11 protein-coding genes and 1 pseudogene are annotated in these 16168 nt (G+C 50.4%); 10 read left to right on the top strand and 2 right to left on the bottom strand.

Annotated elements, in window-relative coordinates:
• The first annotated feature begins 151 nt into the window (after positions 1–151).
• The 10 genes and pseudogenes from V3C10_13470 to V3C10_13425 all read left to right on the top strand — a co-directional run bounded on the left by V3C10_13470 (position 152) and on the right by V3C10_13425 (position 14240).
• Positions 152–925, top strand: a complete 774-nt coding sequence (locus tag V3C10_13470; protein WVP60325.1) for a TatD family hydrolase — start codon at positions 152–154, stop codon at positions 923–925.
• An 88-nt stretch (positions 926–1013) separates the two neighbouring features.
• Positions 1014–2783 carry an adenine deaminase gene (gene ade, locus V3C10_13465; protein WVP60324.1) on the top strand — a complete coding sequence of 590 codons (1770 nt, stop codon included), beginning with the start codon at positions 1014–1016 and terminating at the stop codon, positions 2781–2783.
• Between the two features lie 257 nt (positions 2784–3040).
• Positions 3041–4126 carry an aspartate-semialdehyde dehydrogenase gene (asd, locus tag V3C10_13460; GenBank protein ID WVP60323.1) on the top strand — a complete coding sequence of 362 codons (1086 nt, stop codon included), beginning with the start codon at positions 3041–3043 and terminating at the stop codon, positions 4124–4126.
• Between the two features lies 1 nt (position 4127).
• Positions 4128–5183 carry an aldose epimerase family protein gene (locus V3C10_13455; protein ID WVP60322.1) on the top strand — a complete coding sequence of 352 codons (1056 nt, stop codon included), beginning with the start codon at positions 4128–4130 and terminating at the stop codon, positions 5181–5183.
• 136 nt (positions 5184–5319) lie between these two features.
• Positions 5320–6261, top strand: coding sequence for a DMT family transporter (locus V3C10_13450; GenBank protein WVP60321.1), 942 nt, complete (start codon positions 5320–5322; stop codon positions 6259–6261).
• A gap of 59 nt (positions 6262–6320) precedes the next feature.
• A pseudogene (locus tag V3C10_13445) lies at positions 6321–8315 on the top strand (DNA topoisomerase).
• Positions 8316–8645: 330 nt separating this feature from the next.
• Positions 8646–9320, top strand: coding sequence for a UDP-N-acetylglucosamine pyrophosphorylase (locus V3C10_13440; protein WVP64628.1), 675 nt, complete (start codon positions 8646–8648; stop codon positions 9318–9320).
• Between the two features lie 94 nt (positions 9321–9414).
• Complete coding sequence (locus V3C10_13435) at positions 9415–11376, top strand: fructose-1,6-bisphosphatase (protein ID WVP60320.1); 1962 nt, start codon at positions 9415–9417, stop codon at positions 11374–11376.
• A 335-nt stretch (positions 11377–11711) separates the two neighbouring features.
• Positions 11712–13151 carry a carbon starvation CstA family protein gene (locus tag V3C10_13430; GenBank protein ID WVP60319.1) on the top strand — a complete coding sequence of 480 codons (1440 nt, stop codon included), beginning with the start codon at positions 11712–11714 and terminating at the stop codon, positions 13149–13151.
• A 51-nt stretch (positions 13152–13202) separates the two neighbouring features.
• Positions 13203–14240, top strand: a complete 1038-nt coding sequence (locus tag V3C10_13425; protein WVP60318.1) for an ATPase P — start codon at positions 13203–13205, stop codon at positions 14238–14240.
• A gap of 77 nt (positions 14241–14317) precedes the next feature.
• Here the strand turns inward: V3C10_13425 and upp are convergent, their stop codons facing one another.
• Together upp and V3C10_13415 are read right to left on the bottom strand one after the other, a co-directional pair.
• Positions 14318–14947: a uracil phosphoribosyltransferase gene (gene upp, locus V3C10_13420; protein ID WVP60317.1), complete on the bottom strand. Its 630-nt coding sequence runs from the start codon at positions 14945–14947 to the stop codon at positions 14318–14320.
• A gap of 246 nt (positions 14948–15193) precedes the next feature.
• Positions 15194–16021 (bottom strand): hypothetical protein, encoded by an 828-nt coding sequence (locus V3C10_13415; protein ID WVP60316.1) that lies wholly within the window; start codon positions 16019–16021, stop codon positions 15194–15196.
• Positions 16022–16168 lie beyond the last annotated feature (147 nt).

The following is a 16168-nucleotide window of genomic DNA, read 5'->3' as shown; positions in this document are numbered from 1 at the left end:
CCTCCCACCATTCCGCCCCCCGGCCGTCCCGGCGGCGTTCTCGTTCCTCAACCAAACAACCTGTTGTGCAATCCCCCATTCTTATAGTATAATGAGGTGGGAAATGCAGCCTAACTGAAAATTCCAATAAAGAAAAGAAAGGGCAGAGTATATGCAGGGTATAATCGACAGTCACGCCCATATCTGCGGAGCGCAGCTTTATCCGCGGTGGGAAGAGGTGGTTGCAGGGGCTAAAACGGCAGGCATTGAAAAAATTATGATTGTTTGCACGGAGCTTTCCGAGGCGGAACGGGCGATTCGGATGGCGGAGAGGGATCCCATGTTTGACGTGGCCTGCGCATTTTATCCGAATGATCTTTTAAAGGTTGCGGAAGATGATTTTGTGCGGCTGGAAAGTCTGGTACGCAAGCCGCAGGTTAAGGCGGTGGGTGAGATAGGGATGGATTATTACCCCTATGAAGAAATGGTACCCGCAGATATCCAGAAGGAGGCCTTTATCAGGCAGATCCGGATGGCGAATGAGGTGGATAAGCCGGTGCTGATCCATATGCGCCTGGCAACCGACGATACGAGACGTTATATGAAAGAGAACCTGAAGGTGCCCGGCATTATGCACTGTTACAGCGGCGGCGCCGAAGCGATGCAGGATTTTCTCGATATGGGCATGTATATTTCCTTTTCGGGAAATATTACATTTGAACTGGATGATGAAAGTACACAGAGAGCGGTAAAGGAAGTTCCGCTTGACCGGATTCTGGTAGAGACGGATGCACCGAGCCTGACACCGGCTCCGATGCAGGGAAAAGAGAATGAACCACGGTATATTACTTATGTGATTGAGCACATCTGCCGTGTGAGAAATATGAAAAGGGAAGAATTGATAAGGGCAGTCAATGAAAATTACAGACGCCTTATGAAAGAATAGACAGTACTGTACGGAAGGCCGGAAAGAAAAGAAGCGGTACGGAACAGGTACAAATCGATGATACCCGGACACAGAGAGGAGACAAACTATGATTAAACTGGAACCAAAGAATAAAAAGGAGCTTTTAAAGACGGCCCTCGGCCTTGTAAAAGCCGATCTGGCGGTGACGAACTGCAGGCTTGTGAATGTATTTACGGGGGAGATTTATCCGGCCGTTGTCTATGTAAAAGACGGATTTATCGCACATGTGGAGACGGAAAAGCTGGAAGGACCTTTTGAGGCGGAGGAGATTTATGATGGAAAGGGACGCTATCTGATCCCGGGACTGATTGATTCCCATATGCACATTGAGAGTTCCATGATGACGCCGCGGAATTTTGCCAGGGTTGTGATTCCCCACGGGACGACCACGATCATCCATGACCCGCATGAACTGGCCAATGTCTACGGCGTGGATGCGGTAAAATATATGCACGACAGCGCCGACGATCTGCCGATGCGCCAGCTCGTGGACATCCCAAGCTGCGTTCCGGCTGTGCCGGGCTGCGAGAACGCGGGAGCCGAGTTCTTTGCCGGAGAGATCCGGGAACTGGCAAAGCTTGAGCGGGTGGTCGGCCTGGCCGAAGTGATGGATTTTTATGGAGTGATGAACGGCGACGGCCGTATGATGGATATCATCGAGGCGGCAGAGGAGAGCGGCCTCTACCTTCAGGGACATGCGCCGGGCCTGACGGGAAGGCAGCTTTCGGCCTATCTCTGCGGCGGTCCGAATACCTGTCATGAGACAACCAGGGGCGACGAGGCCCTTGGCAAGCTCAGGGCAGGCATGTATGTGGATGCCAGGGAGAGCTCCATCACAAAGAACGTCAAGGCCATCGTGGAAGGAATTAACGGAATCCGTTTCTACGATACGCTGACTCTCTGCAGCGACGACAGGGAGAGCGATGATCTCCTGCACACGGGCCATTTGAACGCAGTAGTCAGAAAGGCCATTGAATGCGGCATGGATCCGGTGCTGGCCATTAAGAGCGCCACAATCAATACGGCCAGGGAAATCGGCGTATCCCACATCGGAGCCGTGGCGCCTGGCTATACGGCGGATATGGTCCTGACCGAAGACATTAACACTATGTGGGCAGATGCCGTATTCTTCGGCGGAAAGCTGGTTGCCGAGCACGGAAAGCTGACGGTGGAGATCGAGGACCGCGAATACGCCATGGAAAATAGAAATTCCATGAATGCTGGAGAGGTAACGCTGGAGGACTTTATCGTAAAAGCCCCTGTGGAGGGCGGTACCGTAAAAGTCCATGTGATGGAATACCATGATCTTCTCCAGAGCATGACCAGATGTGCGGTGGAAGAACTGGAAGTGAAGGACGGGACGGTCGTGCTGAAAGAGGGCATGGCGTTTGTAGCCGTAATCAACCGTCACGGCAAAGGGACAAAGGCCCTTGGAATCGTAAAGAACTTCGGAAGCAGCGAGGGCGCCATTGCATCCACCGTCTCACATGATTCCCATAACCTGACGATTGTTTATTTCAAACCGGAAGACGCCCTTGTGGCGGCAAAGGAGCTGATTGCAAAAGGCGGTGGAATGACGGCGGTAAAAGACGGAAAGGTTCTCAATACCCTGAGACTGGAGGTCGGCGGCCTTATGACCAGACTGAATGCCGAAGAACTGACAAAAGAGGCGGCAAAGATGAAAGAGACGGAGCGCGGTCTGGGACTTACGGCCCAGGAAAATCCGCTTCTGCGTATCGTTTCCCTGGCGCTTCCCGTTATCCCGGATGTGAAAATGTCCGATTTAGGCCTGGTCTCTGTGGCGGAACAGAAGATTCTTTCGCTGTTCACGTCATAAATCATTGAAATGTTTGTCATGGAAAGACAAATGTATTTTCTTTGCGGAAAAATGTTGATTTTTTCTGCGAATTGGTATAGGATATACGTTAATGTTATGATTCGTTACGCCGCACCGCTCTCCGGGAACCGGCGGACTGTGCGCGCACCGGATCACTGCAGGGAATCCCCGGCATACTAAAGAGGGGCGCCGGTAACTGGAAAGACAGTGGACAGTTACGGGAATCGAATTCGGGAATGAGGAGAATCGCTATGGAAATGAAGAAGAAATTACGTGTAGGCGTTTTAGGCGCAACAGGAATGGTAGGACAGCGTTTTATTACACTTTTGGCTGAACATCCGTGGTATGAGGTAACTGCAGTGGCAGCGAGCCCCAGATCGGCAGGCAGAACATACGAAGAAGCAGTCGGCGGCCGCTGGAAGATGCAGACGCCAATGCCGGAATCTGTAAAAAATATGGTTGTGATGAATGTCAACGAAGTGGAAAAGGTTGCCGCAGCCGTAGATTTTGTCTTCAGCGCCGTTGATATGACGAAAGAAGAGATCCGAGCAATCGAGGATGCCTATGCCAAGGCTGAGACACCGGTTGTTTCCAATAACAGCGCCCATCGCTGGACACCGGACGTCCCGATGGTAGTGCCGGAGATCAATCCGGAACACTTCAAAGTAATTGAATTCCAGAAAAAACGCCTTGGAACAAAGAGAGGCTTTGTCGCTGTAAAACCAAACTGCTCCATCCAGAGCTACGCTCCGGTTCTGACCGCATGGAAAGAATTCGAGCCGTATGAGGTGGTTGCCACTACATACCAGGCAATCTCCGGCGCAGGAAAAACCTTTAAAGACTGGCCTGAGATGGTGGAGAATATTATCCCATACATCGGCGGCGAGGAAGAAAAGAGTGAGCAGGAGCCGCTCAGACTCTGGGGCGAGATTAAAGACGGTGAGATTGTGAAAGCAGACGGACCTGTCATTACCTGCCAGTGCATCCGCGTGCCGGTTCTGGACGGACATACGGCCGCCGTATTTGTGAAATTCAGAAAGAAACCAACGAAAGAGCAGCTGATTGAGAAGCTTGTGAACTTTAAAGGCCTTCCTCAGGAGATGGAACTTCCGAGTGCGCCGAAGCAGTTTATCCAGTATCTGGAGGAGGATAACCGTCCTCAGGTCAAGCTGGATGTCAACTTTGAAAATGGCATGGGAGTTTCCGTCGGCCGTCTGAGGGAAGACACGGTTTATGACTGGAAGTTTGTCGGGCTTTCCCACAACACATTGAGAGGCGCCGCAGGCGGAGCCGTTCTCTGTGCGGAGCTTCTGACAGCCCAGGGATATATTGAGGGGAAATAATATGTATAAAAAAGTAAAATTTGGTGAACTGTCAGACGGAAGAAGCGTGACCCAGTATACGCTGGCCAATAAAAATGGACTTTCCGCATCCTTTCTGGATCTGGGAGGAATCTGGTCCTCCATGCTTGTTCCCGGACGGGACGGAGAGCTGGCGGATGTAGTGCTCGGATACGACACGATCGAGGCGTGTCTGGGTAACGGCGGCCATCTGGGCGAGATCGTCGGGAGAAACGCCAACCGCATCGGAAAGGCAGAGTTTACATTAAACGGAGTGACTTATAAATTGGAGGCCAACAATGGCCCCAACAACCTTCACAGCGGACCCGATTTCTACAGAAACAGAATCTGGGATACCGAGGTGACCGAAGAGGAGGATGGGACGTCCATCACATTTTCCCTCTTAAGCCCCGACGGGGACCAGGGATATCCGGGCAATGCGAGGATTTCCGTAGTCTACACGCTGACGGAGGAAAATGAGCTGAAGATCCGCTACCATATGGTCTGCGATCAGGACACCATTGCCAATATGACAAACCACAGTTACTTTAACCTTGCAGGCCATAAGAGCGGAAGCGCCATGGATCAGCTTGTGTGGATCGATGCGGACCGTTACACTCCTACGGACGATGTGGCCATCCCTTACGGGGAGCTCCGGCCGGTGGCGGGAAGTCCGATGGATTTCACCGTAAAGAAACCAATCGGCCGCGACATCGACGCGGACTGTGAGCAGATCCGGTTCGGCCACGGCTATGACCACAACTGGGTCCTGAATCATGAGCCTGGGAAACTGTCGCTCTCGGCCAAGGCCTGGGATGAAAAGAGCGGACGCGCAATGGAGGTCTATACGGACCTTCCGGGCATCCAGTTCTATACCGCCAATTATCTGGAGCCGGAGATTCCGGGGAAAGAAGGCGTGCTGTACGGCCCACGCCAGGGATACTGCTTCGAGACCCAGTATTATCCCAATGCGGTCAATATGCCGGATTATCCGTCCCCTGTTTTGAAAGAGGGAAAAGAATATAGGACTACCACAATTTATAAATTTATGATAGAATAAATCAGTACATGGATACAGGGATGCAGTAAAGGGCCGTCCGGCAGAAGCTGCAGCCCTGTATTTTTGAGAAAGCCTGGGCATGACGGCCAGTTCAAGCTGGGTGTGGACAATAACATTGCGGAGGATGAAACAGAAAATGGGAGCGACAGAGGGGAAGATAAATAACAGGAAGGTTACGGCTTTAGCTTCAGCCGGACTTATGTTTGTAACGATTGTATGGGGCAGCGCGTTTGTAGTCATGAAAAACTCAATGGACATAATCAAACCGACGTATCTTCTGGCATACAGATTTACGATTGCGACGGCTGGACTTATGATTATTTTCAGGAAACATGTGAAGACAATGACCCGGGCCGATATCGTCTGCGGCACCCTGCTGGGTTTTCTCCTGTTTATCAGCTATTATTTCCAGACCTATGGGCTGAAGTTTACGACTGCCAGCAAGAATGCGTTTATCACGACGCTGTACGTCATAATTGTTCCTTTTCTGCACTGGCTTTTTAATAAAGTAAAACCAACGAGAAATAACATCATTGCCGCCTGTATTGCGGTGGTCGGCCTGGCGCTCCTTTCTCTGAAGGGCGACCTGACGGTCAATTATGGTGACTTTTTGACCTTTATCTGCGGCTTTTGCTTTGCCCTTCATATGGTTTTCATCGATCGGTATACCATGGTTTACGATCCGATTAAACTGACGGTGGTCCAGATGGGCTCCTGCGCCGTGATTTCCTGGCTTATGGCCTTTACGTTTGAGGGCTCCTGTGATTTGAGCGTCTTCGCGGACAGAGGAATGCTTTTATCTATTCTGTACCTGGGACTTGTTTCAAGCATGCTTTGTTTCCTGCTCCAGACCGTGGGACAGACCTATCTGAGCGCAAGCACATCATCGATCCTGCTCTCTTTTGAATCAGTGTTCGGACTGGTGTTTTCGGTGATTTTCCTCAGTGAGCCGGTAACGCCCAGGATGCTCGTGGGATGCGGGCTGATGTTTGCGGCGGCAATTCTGGCGGAGCATAAATCGTCGGGCGGTAAGAAATCCGGGAAACTGAAAAGGCAGGAAGAGGCGGCGGAGGTTTAAACTCCGGCTTTGAAAGTACGGAATCATTACATATATATCTACAGAATGTGGGGAATGGAATGTCAAAATCATTATACATAGCAGAAAAACCGAGTGTGGCCAGAGAATTTGCCAATGCGCTGAAGGTTTCGGGCAGGGCGAACGACGGCTATATCGAATCGGAGAATGCGGTTGTGACCTGGTGTGTGGGACATCTTGTTACAATGAGTTATCCGGAGGCCTATGACATAAAATATAAGAGATGGAGCCTCCAGACGCTTCCTTTTCTCCCAAAAGAGTTTAAATATCAGGTAATTGAGAATGTTGAAAAACAGTTTAAGATTGTAAGCGGCCTTCTGAACCGGGACGATGTGGACACCATTTACGTCTGTACCGACTCCGGGCGGGAGGGGGAGTATATCTACCGTCTCGTGGCACAGATGGCCGGGATTAAGGACAAGAAACAGAAACGGGTCTGGATTGACTCGCAGACGGAAGAGGAAATACTGCGCGGAATCAGGGAGGCAAAGGATTTGTCCGAATATGACAACCTGGCGTCCTCGGCCTATCTGAGGGCCAAGGAAGACTACCTGATGGGAATTAACTTTTCCAGGGCGCTGACGCTGAAATACGGCCCTTCCATTTCAAACTATATGCGCACGGACAGGACCGTTGTGTCCGTCGGCCGTGTAATGACCTGCGTCCTCGGAATGGTAGTGCGGAGGGAGCGGGAGGTCAGGGACTTTGTGAAGACCCCGTTTTACCGTGTCATCGGCACATTCGGCCCGGAGGGATTCACACTCGACGGCGAATGGAAGGCGGTAGAAGGATCCAAATACTTTAACCATCCCTGTCTCTATAAAGAGAACGGGTTTAAGGAACGGAAAGACGCGGAGGAACTGATAAACTATCTCTCTTCCAAAGAACCGATGGAGGGCGTTATCGCAGCCATCGATAAGAAGAAAGAGACAAAGAATCCTCCTCTTTTATATAACCTGGCGGAGCTTCAGAATGACTGCTCCAAGATGTTTAAAATCAGTCCCGACCAGACCCTTAAATCGGTCCAGGAACTGTATGAGAAAAAGCTTGTAACCTATCCGAGAACGGATGCCAGGGTTCTCTCCACCGCGGTTGCGAAGGAGATTCATAAAAATATCGGCGGACTGAAGAATTACGGGCCGTGCGCCGAGTTTGCGAAAGAAGCGCTTGACTTAGGCACCTATAAGGGAATTGCCAAAACGCGGTATGTCAATGACAAGCAGATCACCGATCACTACGCGATCGTTCCGACGGGACAGGGCCTGGGGGCACTTAGAGGGCTTTCGGAACTGAATGCCAGGATTTATCAGGTGATTGTAAGACGTTTCTTAAGTATCTTTTTTCCGCCGGCTGTTTACCAGAAATATTCGGTGGAGATCGTCTCACAGAATGAGCATTTCTTCGCCAGCTTCAAGGTCCTGAAAGATCAGGGTTACCTGAAGGTGGCCGACATGTCGGGCCAGGCCAGGAAAAAGAATGCAAATGCGCAGGATAATTCCGGTGAAGGCGGGGAGACGGCGGGAGCCGGGAAAGAAGAGCAGGCGGGCGAGGTGGTTCTGGATTCATCCAGCCCCGAATTTATCGCAATGCTTGAAAAAATGAAAAAAGGCACTTCTGTATCCCTGGATGCACTGAATATAAAGGAAGGGGAGACTTCCCCGCCGAAACGCTACACTTCGGGTTCCATGATTCTGGCAATGGAGAATGCGGGACAGCTCATTGAAGACGAAGAGCTTCGGGCACAGATAAAGGGAAGCGGCATCGGAACCAGTGCCACCAGGGCCGAGATTCTTAAGAAGCTCTGCAATATCAAGTACCTGTCGCTGAACGATAAAACCCAGGTTATCACACCGACCTTTCTGGGTGAAGTGATTTTTGAGGTGGTGGAAGCTTCGATTAAACAGCTTCTGAACCCGGAACTCACCGCGAGCTGGGAAAAGGGCCTTACCTATGTGGCGGAAGGCAGCATTACCGCCGACGAATATATGGAAAAGCTGGAACGCTTTGTGGCCGGCCGGACCTATAATGCGGTAAGAGCCGCAAACCAGGCCGGCCTGAGGCCGATCTTTGACCAGGTATCGGAAAATTATAAAACCACAGGCTCGGGAAAAGCCGCGGCCAGTAAAAAAACCGGTGCGAAGGCGGGGGCGAAAGCGGCGGATGCCAGGGCGGCAGAAGTGAAAACGGCAGATGGCAAGCCAGCAGCATTGGAAACAGCGGCCGCGATAGAAACGGCAGGGGAGGCCGAAGCTTCAAAAGCAGCACCGGCTGACGCCCCTAAGCCCGCAGTAAATACAGAAGAAACAGACATGACGGTATAACAGTAACAGATTCTAACCACAGGCAGGAAAGAGAGGAACATGACTATGATTCGGGAACAGATGAAGATTGCAGAACTCTATGATTTGACACATACACTTGCAGCAGATTATCTGGAACAGTATGAATTTCCCTGGGATGCACTTCAGGGAATCAGCGATTTTCTGATTCAGCTCGGCGGCAGCCTGGATGAGAGCGAGTATGAGAAACGGGGAGAGAATGTTTGGGTGCATAAAACTGCAAAAGTGGCTCCCACCGCGTTCTTAAACGGCCCGGCCATCGTGTGCAGGGATGCCGAAGTGCGCCACTGCGCCTTTATCCGCGGCAGCGCGCTGATCGGGGAGGGCGCCGTGGTAGGCAACTCCACAGAGCTTAAGAATGTGATTCTTTTTGACAAGGTTCAGGTACCGCACTACAACTATGTGGGTGATTCGATTCTTGGATTTAAGGCCCATATGGGAGCCGGTTCCATCACCTCCAATGTAAAATCCGACAAACTGCTTGTAACTATCCATGCCGCCGACGGTGAGATCGAGACGGGCAGAAAAAAGGTGGGGGCGCTGATTGGAGATAATGTGGAGGTTGGCTGCGGTTCCATATTAAACCCCGGCACCGTGATTGGAAGATGGTCCAATATTTATCCTCTTTCCAGCGTGCGCGGTTGTGTGGATCCGGATTCCATCTACAAGCGCCAGGGCGAAGTTGTGGCAAAAACGGTTTAGTAACGGTAACCTTTATGTTTCGCGGCCGGATGCCCGGGAGGCAGGTGTCCATTAGGAGTGATTTCAGCAGAACATAATGGATAAGGAGGATGTTATGAAAAATTTGGAGATCAGATATCTGGAATGGCTGGCGGAGCTGTATCCCACGATTGGGGCGGCGTCGACGGAGGTGATTAATCTGGAGGCAATCGTGAACCTTCCCAAGGGAACGGAGCATTTCCTGACGGATATTCACGGCGAATACGAGGCATTTTCCCATGTGCTTAAGAACGGCTCCGGGGCCGTGAAACGTAAAATCGACGATGTGTTCGGCAATACGCTGAGCCGTCAGGATAAACAGTCCCTTGCGACGCTGATTTACTATCCGAGGGAAAAGATGAGCCGTATCCTGCAGACGGAGCCTAACCCGGAAGACTGGTATAAAATCACGCTGTACCGTCTGATTGAGGTCAGCAGGAGAGCGGCGAGCAAATACACACGTTCCAAGGTGCGCAAGGCCCTTCCGAAGGAATTTGCCTATGTACTGGAGGAGCTTCTGACCGAGAAGGCGGAGCTGACGGACAAGGAATCTTACTATGATGCGATTATCCAGACGATTATCAGGGTGGGCCGGGCCAAACAGTTTATCATAGCCCTGAGCGAACTGATTCAGCGTCTGATAGTGGATCATCTCCACATTGTGGGCGATATCTATGACAGGGGACCGGGACCTCATATTATTATGGATAAGCTGATGACCTATCACTCGGTGGACATCCAGTGGGGAAACCACGACGTCCTCTGGATGGGGGCGGCGGCCGGTCAGGCGGGCTGCATCGCCAATGTGATACGAATCTGTGCCAGATATGGCAACCTGGATATCCTGGAGGACGGGTATGGTATCAACATGCTGCCTTTAGCCACCTTTGCGCTGAACACGTATGCGGATGATCCCTGTACCTGTTTCCAGTTAAAGGGGAGCAATACCTATGATGCGTCGGAGATGGAGATTAATCAGAAGATGCATAAGGCGATTTCCATCATCCAGTTTAAGGCGGAGGGCCAGATTATCAGGCGTCATCCGGAATTCCATCTGGAACAGCGCAACCTGCTCCACCTGATTGACTATGAAAAAGGGACGATCATGCTGGACGGGAAGGAATATACTCTGTTGGACAGCCATTTCCCAACCGTGGATCCGAAGGACCCATACGCTTTTACGGATCAGGAGGCAGAGATTATGGACCGGCTGGAGAGGGCGTTCCTCAACTGTGAAAAGCTGCAGCAGCACATGAAGTTCCTGCTTGCCAAGGGAAGTCTCTACAAGGTATACAATAATAACCTGCTCTACCATGGCTGCGTGCCTCTGAATGAGGACGGCACATTCAGGGCGGTGGAGATTTACGGGAAGAAGTATAAGGGAAAAGCCCTGTATGACATCCTGGACAATTATGTGAGAAAAGGTTTTGTCTCCATGGACATGGAGGAGAGGGAGCGGGGGCGCGACCTGATGTGGTATATCTGGCTCCATGAGAATTCCCCGCTGTTTGGAAAAGACAAGATGGCCACATTCGAGCGGTATTTCCTGGCCGAGAAGGAGACGCACCGGGAGATTAAAAATCCGTACTATCATTTCCTGGAAAATGAGGACGTGATGGATCGGATTCTCGCGGAATTCGGCCTTGCCAAAGAGGGAGCCCATATTATCAACGGCCATGTGCCAGTCAAATCAAAAGACGGGGAGAGCCCAATCAAATGCAACGGAAAGCTGCTGGTGATCGACGGCGGATTTTCCAGGGCCTACCAGAAAGAGACGGGAATTGCCGGTTACACCTTGATTTATAACTCCTACGGCCTGATTCTGGCGGCACACGATCCCTTTGAATCCACGGAAGCGGCAATTGAGAATGAGAGCGACATCCACTCCGACAGCAAGATGGTCAAGTGGGTTCCGGAACGCAAATGTGTGGGAGACACGGACATTGGAAGGGAACTGAAGGAAAAGATAAAAGACCTGGAAAAACTGCTGGATGCCTACTATACGGGTACCATTGCAGAGAAATTTACCGTTCATTAGACGGCGGGAGTCGTTTTTTATACATTCCTGTCGAAATAAGACGAATCAAGGCGGTTCATTTCGCAGATGGAAAAAAAGCTGCGGGATGGGCCGCTTTTTGATCGCCGGATAGGAAAAACTGCGAATGTTAATAATACATTACATTTGTTACAGAATTAACATATAGATTTAATATATGACGGATATTGTATGCAGTATCCTTCATGTAAGGACAAACTAGTGTAAAGTATCCAATAAAATACAATTAAATCATTGTATTTTTGTGTGAATGTACTATAATGATAGTGAATAAAAAAAAAGTGTATGACACTGAAAAAACATAGGAGGGAATGAGTATGTTAAGTTTTTTTATTTGTCTGGTGCTGCTGGTAGGCGGCTATTTTATCTACGGTAAGATGGTAGATAACACATTTGGTACCGACGACAGGGAGACTCCGGCGGTGAGAATCAACGACGGGGTGGATTATGTTGTCATGCCTCAATGGAAACTATTTTTAGTCCAGCTTCTGAATATCGCCGGCCTCGGCCCGATTTTCGGAGCGCTTCAGGGAGCTTTATGGGGACCGGTTGTCTTTCTGTGGATTACATTCGGTACGATTTTTGCCGGAGGCGTCCACGACTATTTTTCAGGAATGCTGTCCGAGCGTAATGAGGGCGCTTCCATTTCCGAGGTCTGCGGTATCTATCTCGGCGGACTGATGAAGAATGTCATGCGTGTTTTCAGTATCGTTCTTCTCGTAATGGTAGGAACCGTGTTTGCAGTCGGACCGGCCGGCCTGATTGTCACCCTGTTCCAGAACAGCGGAGCCACCGGTATTGTAACCAATAAGGAACTCTGGCTGTGGGTAATCCTGGCATATTATTTCATTGCCACATTTATTTCCATCGATAAGATTATCGGTAAGATTTACCCTGTATTCGGCATCTGCCTGATTATCATGGCAGTCGGCGTCGGCATCGGCATTTTCACAAAATCAGAGTATGTGATTCCTGAAATCTGGACGAATTTTTACAATATGCATCCAGCGGGAACGCCAATCTGGAGCGTTATGTTCATCACCGTTGCCTGCGGCGCTATTTCCGGTTTCCATGCAACACAGTCGCCTCTGATGGCCCGCTGTATGAAATCCGAGAAGCAGGGACACTTTGTATTCTACGGCGCAATGGTATGTGAAGGCGTAATCGCCCTGATCTGGGCGGCCGCAGGCTGTTCCCTTTATTCCGTAACGGGAGGCCTTAACACAGGACTTCAGGAGGCTCTTGCCAACGGCCAGTCCGCGGCAATTTACGACGTATGTAAGAAGACCATGGGAGGAATCGGTATCGCACTTGCCATGCTCGGCGTTATCGCATGCCCGATTACCTCAGGCGACACCGCATTCAGAAGCGCGCGTCTCGTTGTGGCCGACTGGTTCAAGATTGACCAGAAGGCATATATGAGCCGTCTGAAACTTTGTATCCCGCTGCTGGCGGCAGGTGCGGTTATCGGCCATCTGGATTATACGATTGTATGGAGATATTTCAGCTGGACGAACCAGACTCTGGCAATGATCGTTCTCTGGACCGCAAGTATGTACCTCTTTAAAGAGAAAAAGAACTACTGGATTACGGCAGTGCCTGCAACCTTTATGAGCGCCGTGTCCATGACTTATTTCTTCTATGCAAAGGAATGCCTGAATCTCGGCACAACATTTGCTTATCCGGCCGGAATTATTCTGGCGGTTGTATTCCTCGCAGTATTCATGAGGGCTACGAAAAAACAGCAGGCTGCTTAACGGCTGCTGCGCATTAAAGGACACGAATCTAAGAAAAACCGGAGATAAACTATGATTTTTAAGCCAGTGAAGCTCGGCCTTGAGGGCCTGCCGGAGCAGGAGTTGGAACAGGACAGAAAACAGTGCAGAAAATTCGGACCCTGCGGGGTGGGAGAGAGGGCGCTGTACCTGAACAGTTTTTACATAGACAGACGGTACTATATCCCGATCGCCTCGGTAACCCGCGTGTTCAAGCGGGTGGCGATGAGCAAGGGAGGTTTCAGCGGGAAAGGGATGTTTGCCAGTATTCCTTATCTGGTGGTACAGTATGAAGATGGGAAAGAAAAACAGTGTAATTTTAAATACGAAGAGAACGTAGATCGTATGCTGGCCTGCATCGGCAGGGAGCACCCCGAAATCAGGCTGGTGAGTGAGGCAGCTGAGGAACGGCTTAAAAAGAAGGAGCAGGAGCGCGCTGCAAAGCGCCTCCCGGTCCTCCCGGAAGAGGCGAAAGAAGAGCTGGAGCGGCTTCAAAACGCCAGAGAATTTCTGGAGGAGAAGCCGGAGCTTGGCATTGCGCTCAGCCAGGCGGCCAGAAGGAAAAGGGCCTATGAAAACAGCAGCCCCAGCTACAAATGGGTGGCTTTAGCCATCTCGCTTCTGGGAGTCTGTTCCCTTGTGTACGGAATCTATTCACTGATTCATCACGTGGGATTCGCCATCTATTTCACCCTTTTTGGAATGGCGGCTATTTTCCTGTTTTCCAGCGCCAGTATGCTGCCGACTTCAAAGAACAATAAGCGTTTTATCCTGAACCAGGAAAAGCGGGCATTGGAGGAGATGGAGCAGTATCTGGCCACATACCGGGGAAAAGCGTCAGAGACGGCCGGAGGAAAAGCGTTTCCGCTTCCCGCAAGGTATTCACACCCCGTAGTGCTGAAAAGGATGTGTGAAATCATTGCGGAGGGAAGGGCGGAAGACGCCGGCGCCGCGCTTGAGGCGGTGAAAGAAGACCTCAGGGCATTAAACTCCGGGGTGGAAGTGGATCAGGAAGAGTACGAGGAAGTAGTGGCAGTCAAAGCCATGTTTTTAAATGCAGGGTACAGGTAATTAGAATACGGCGAAAGCCGGTAACACAGGACATAAAAAAGAACGGTGCAGCAGATGGCACCGTTCTTTTTCTGTCCTTATTTTGTTCCGAAAATACGGTCTCCGGCATCACCGAGTCCGGGACAGATATAGGCATTTTCATTCAGGCATCTGTCCACATGGCCTACATAAATCTGTACGTCCGGGTGCGCTTCATGGAGCCTTTTAAGGCCTTCCGGAGCGGCGATGATTGCCATGAACTTAATCGTCTTTCCGCCGTGCTCTTTGATAAAGTCTACGGCCTCAACGGCGGAACCGCCGGTAGCCAGCATCGGATCCGTCACAACAATGGTACGCAGTTCGATCGGGCTTGGAAGTTTGCAGTAATATTCGTGGGGCTGATGTGTTACCTCATCGCGGTAAAGGCCGATGTGGCCGACCTTGGCGGAGGGCACGAGAGCCAGGATTCCGTTGACCATGCCAAGGCCTGCACGGAGAATCGGTACAATGGCCAGCTTTTTACCCGACAGCATCGGTGTCATACAAGTTTCAATCGGAGTTTCAACTTCAGCATCCTCAAGAGGAAGGTCCCGGAGAGCTTCATATCCCATAAGCATGGCAATTTCATCGGTCAGGGAACGGAACTCATTAGTTCCCGTCGCTTTATTGCGCAGAATGGAGATTTTGTGCTGAATCAGAGGGTGGTCTAAAATTGTTACGTTTTCCATAGTAAAAACCTGCCTTTTATATTTATAGTGTTTCCAGTTTCAATTTCATCACTGATGCAGTGCGATCCTGCCCGGAGGGCTTTTTTATATCATAGGGGCACTTTCCTATGGTATAAAAAAATATTCAGACAGATGTATTATACACCTGTCTGAATAGGCTTGTCACTATATAAATAGAATTATTTAGATAATTGCTGCAATTTTTAGGAAATTAATGTCAAATCCTGAACCGCTTCCGTTTAACCGTTACTTATTGTCGGGACTGTATTTGATGATGGCGTAGTTCCCGAGTTCGGAGGAGAGCGGAATGCTCACATAGATGACACCCTGTTTCTCGTAGCTGAACACCTCCGGCCAGCTGGCGGCAGGGGTGACGTTCTCGTCCGCCGTATATCCGCCTGAGAAATCGGCCGACTGGAGCTTCTTGAAGTAGTAGTCCGTCGTCTTGTCGGAGCTGTTGATGTAGCTTCTGACAGACTGCTCGTTGCCGGATACGGATTCCAGCTTGTAGTCGCCGGAAGCGATGTAACCGGCCACGGTATAGGCGTCGGTAAAGTCGCTGAGGCGCATGTTCTGGACGGTGTCGAGATCGATTGTATTGGCATAGAAGATCTTTTCTTTCTTCGATGTGGACGGATTCGTTAATTCTCCTTTGTAAGTCACAACGATCCGTTTCAGGTTGGCCGCTTCTACCGTACTTGTTACAGACAGGGTCTGATCCGGGTGAACATCGGCGATAGCCATTGCATTGGTGCGCAGCAGGGCGTTAACCTGTTTCTGCTTTTCGGTGTCCTTCATATTTGATACAACCGGATATTCCACGGTTGCTTTTCCGGATGTTTCTTTTTTCGTCTCGGTCTTTAATGAAAAGCTGCCTGTGGAGTTCTTGGAATCCTCCTTCGTCTCCACGGCCGGTTCCGTGACGGCCTCCGTGGTTTCGGGAAGTGTCTCCTTCTCAACAGCTACGGTTGTATGTAATGACGACAGGTCGACAGCCTCTCTTTTTTTGCAGCCCACAAAGGCCAGGGCGCAGACGGCTACGGTTGCAGCGATAAATAATTTTTCTTTACGCATAAAATCCCTCCTCGTAAAAATTTATTAAGAATGTCGGCAAGTTTGATGATTATTATATTCTGATTTTTCTAATGTGAAAATCGTTCCAGGTGTTTTCCCGACCGCAGTTGTTTGCCTGCAGGAAAATAAAATTGCCTTCTGGGATTA

It is taken from the genome of [Clostridium] symbiosum (genome assembly GCA_036419695.1).
Taxonomy (GTDB): domain Bacteria; phylum Bacillota; class Clostridia; order Lachnospirales; family Lachnospiraceae; genus Otoolea; species Otoolea symbiosa_A.
Note: the sequence above shows the minus strand (reverse complement) of the source record. Positions and strands in the feature narration are given on the sequence as shown.

What these genes read in the sequence shown, in the direction of transcription:
- V3C10_13470 (WVP60325.1), top strand. Translation starts at nt 152, where the DNA reads ATGCAGGGTATAATCGACAGTCACGCCCATATCTGCGGAGCGCAGCTT.
- ade (WVP60324.1), top strand. Translation starts at nt 1,014, where the DNA reads ATGATTAAACTGGAACCAAAGAATAAAAAGGAGCTTTTAAAGACGGCC.
- asd (WVP60323.1), top strand. Translation starts at nt 3,041, where the DNA reads ATGAAGAAGAAATTACGTGTAGGCGTTTTAGGCGCAACAGGAATGGTA.
- V3C10_13455 (WVP60322.1), top strand. Translation starts at nt 4,128, where the DNA reads ATGTATAAAAAAGTAAAATTTGGTGAACTGTCAGACGGAAGAAGCGTG.
- V3C10_13450 (WVP60321.1), top strand. Translation starts at nt 5,320, where the DNA reads ATGGGAGCGACAGAGGGGAAGATAAATAACAGGAAGGTTACGGCTTTA.
- V3C10_13440 (WVP64628.1), top strand. Translation starts at nt 8,646, where the DNA reads ATGATTCGGGAACAGATGAAGATTGCAGAACTCTATGATTTGACACAT.
- V3C10_13435 (WVP60320.1), top strand. Translation starts at nt 9,415, where the DNA reads ATGAAAAATTTGGAGATCAGATATCTGGAATGGCTGGCGGAGCTGTAT.
- V3C10_13430 (WVP60319.1), top strand. Translation starts at nt 11,712, where the DNA reads ATGTTAAGTTTTTTTATTTGTCTGGTGCTGCTGGTAGGCGGCTATTTT.
- V3C10_13425 (WVP60318.1), top strand. Translation starts at nt 13,203, where the DNA reads ATGATTTTTAAGCCAGTGAAGCTCGGCCTTGAGGGCCTGCCGGAGCAG.
- upp (WVP60317.1), bottom strand. Translation starts at nt 14,947, where the DNA reads ATGGAAAACGTAACAATTTTAGACCACCCTCTGATTCAGCACAAAATC.
- V3C10_13415 (WVP60316.1), bottom strand. Translation starts at nt 16,021, where the DNA reads ATGCGTAAAGAAAAATTATTTATCGCTGCAACCGTAGCCGTCTGCGCC.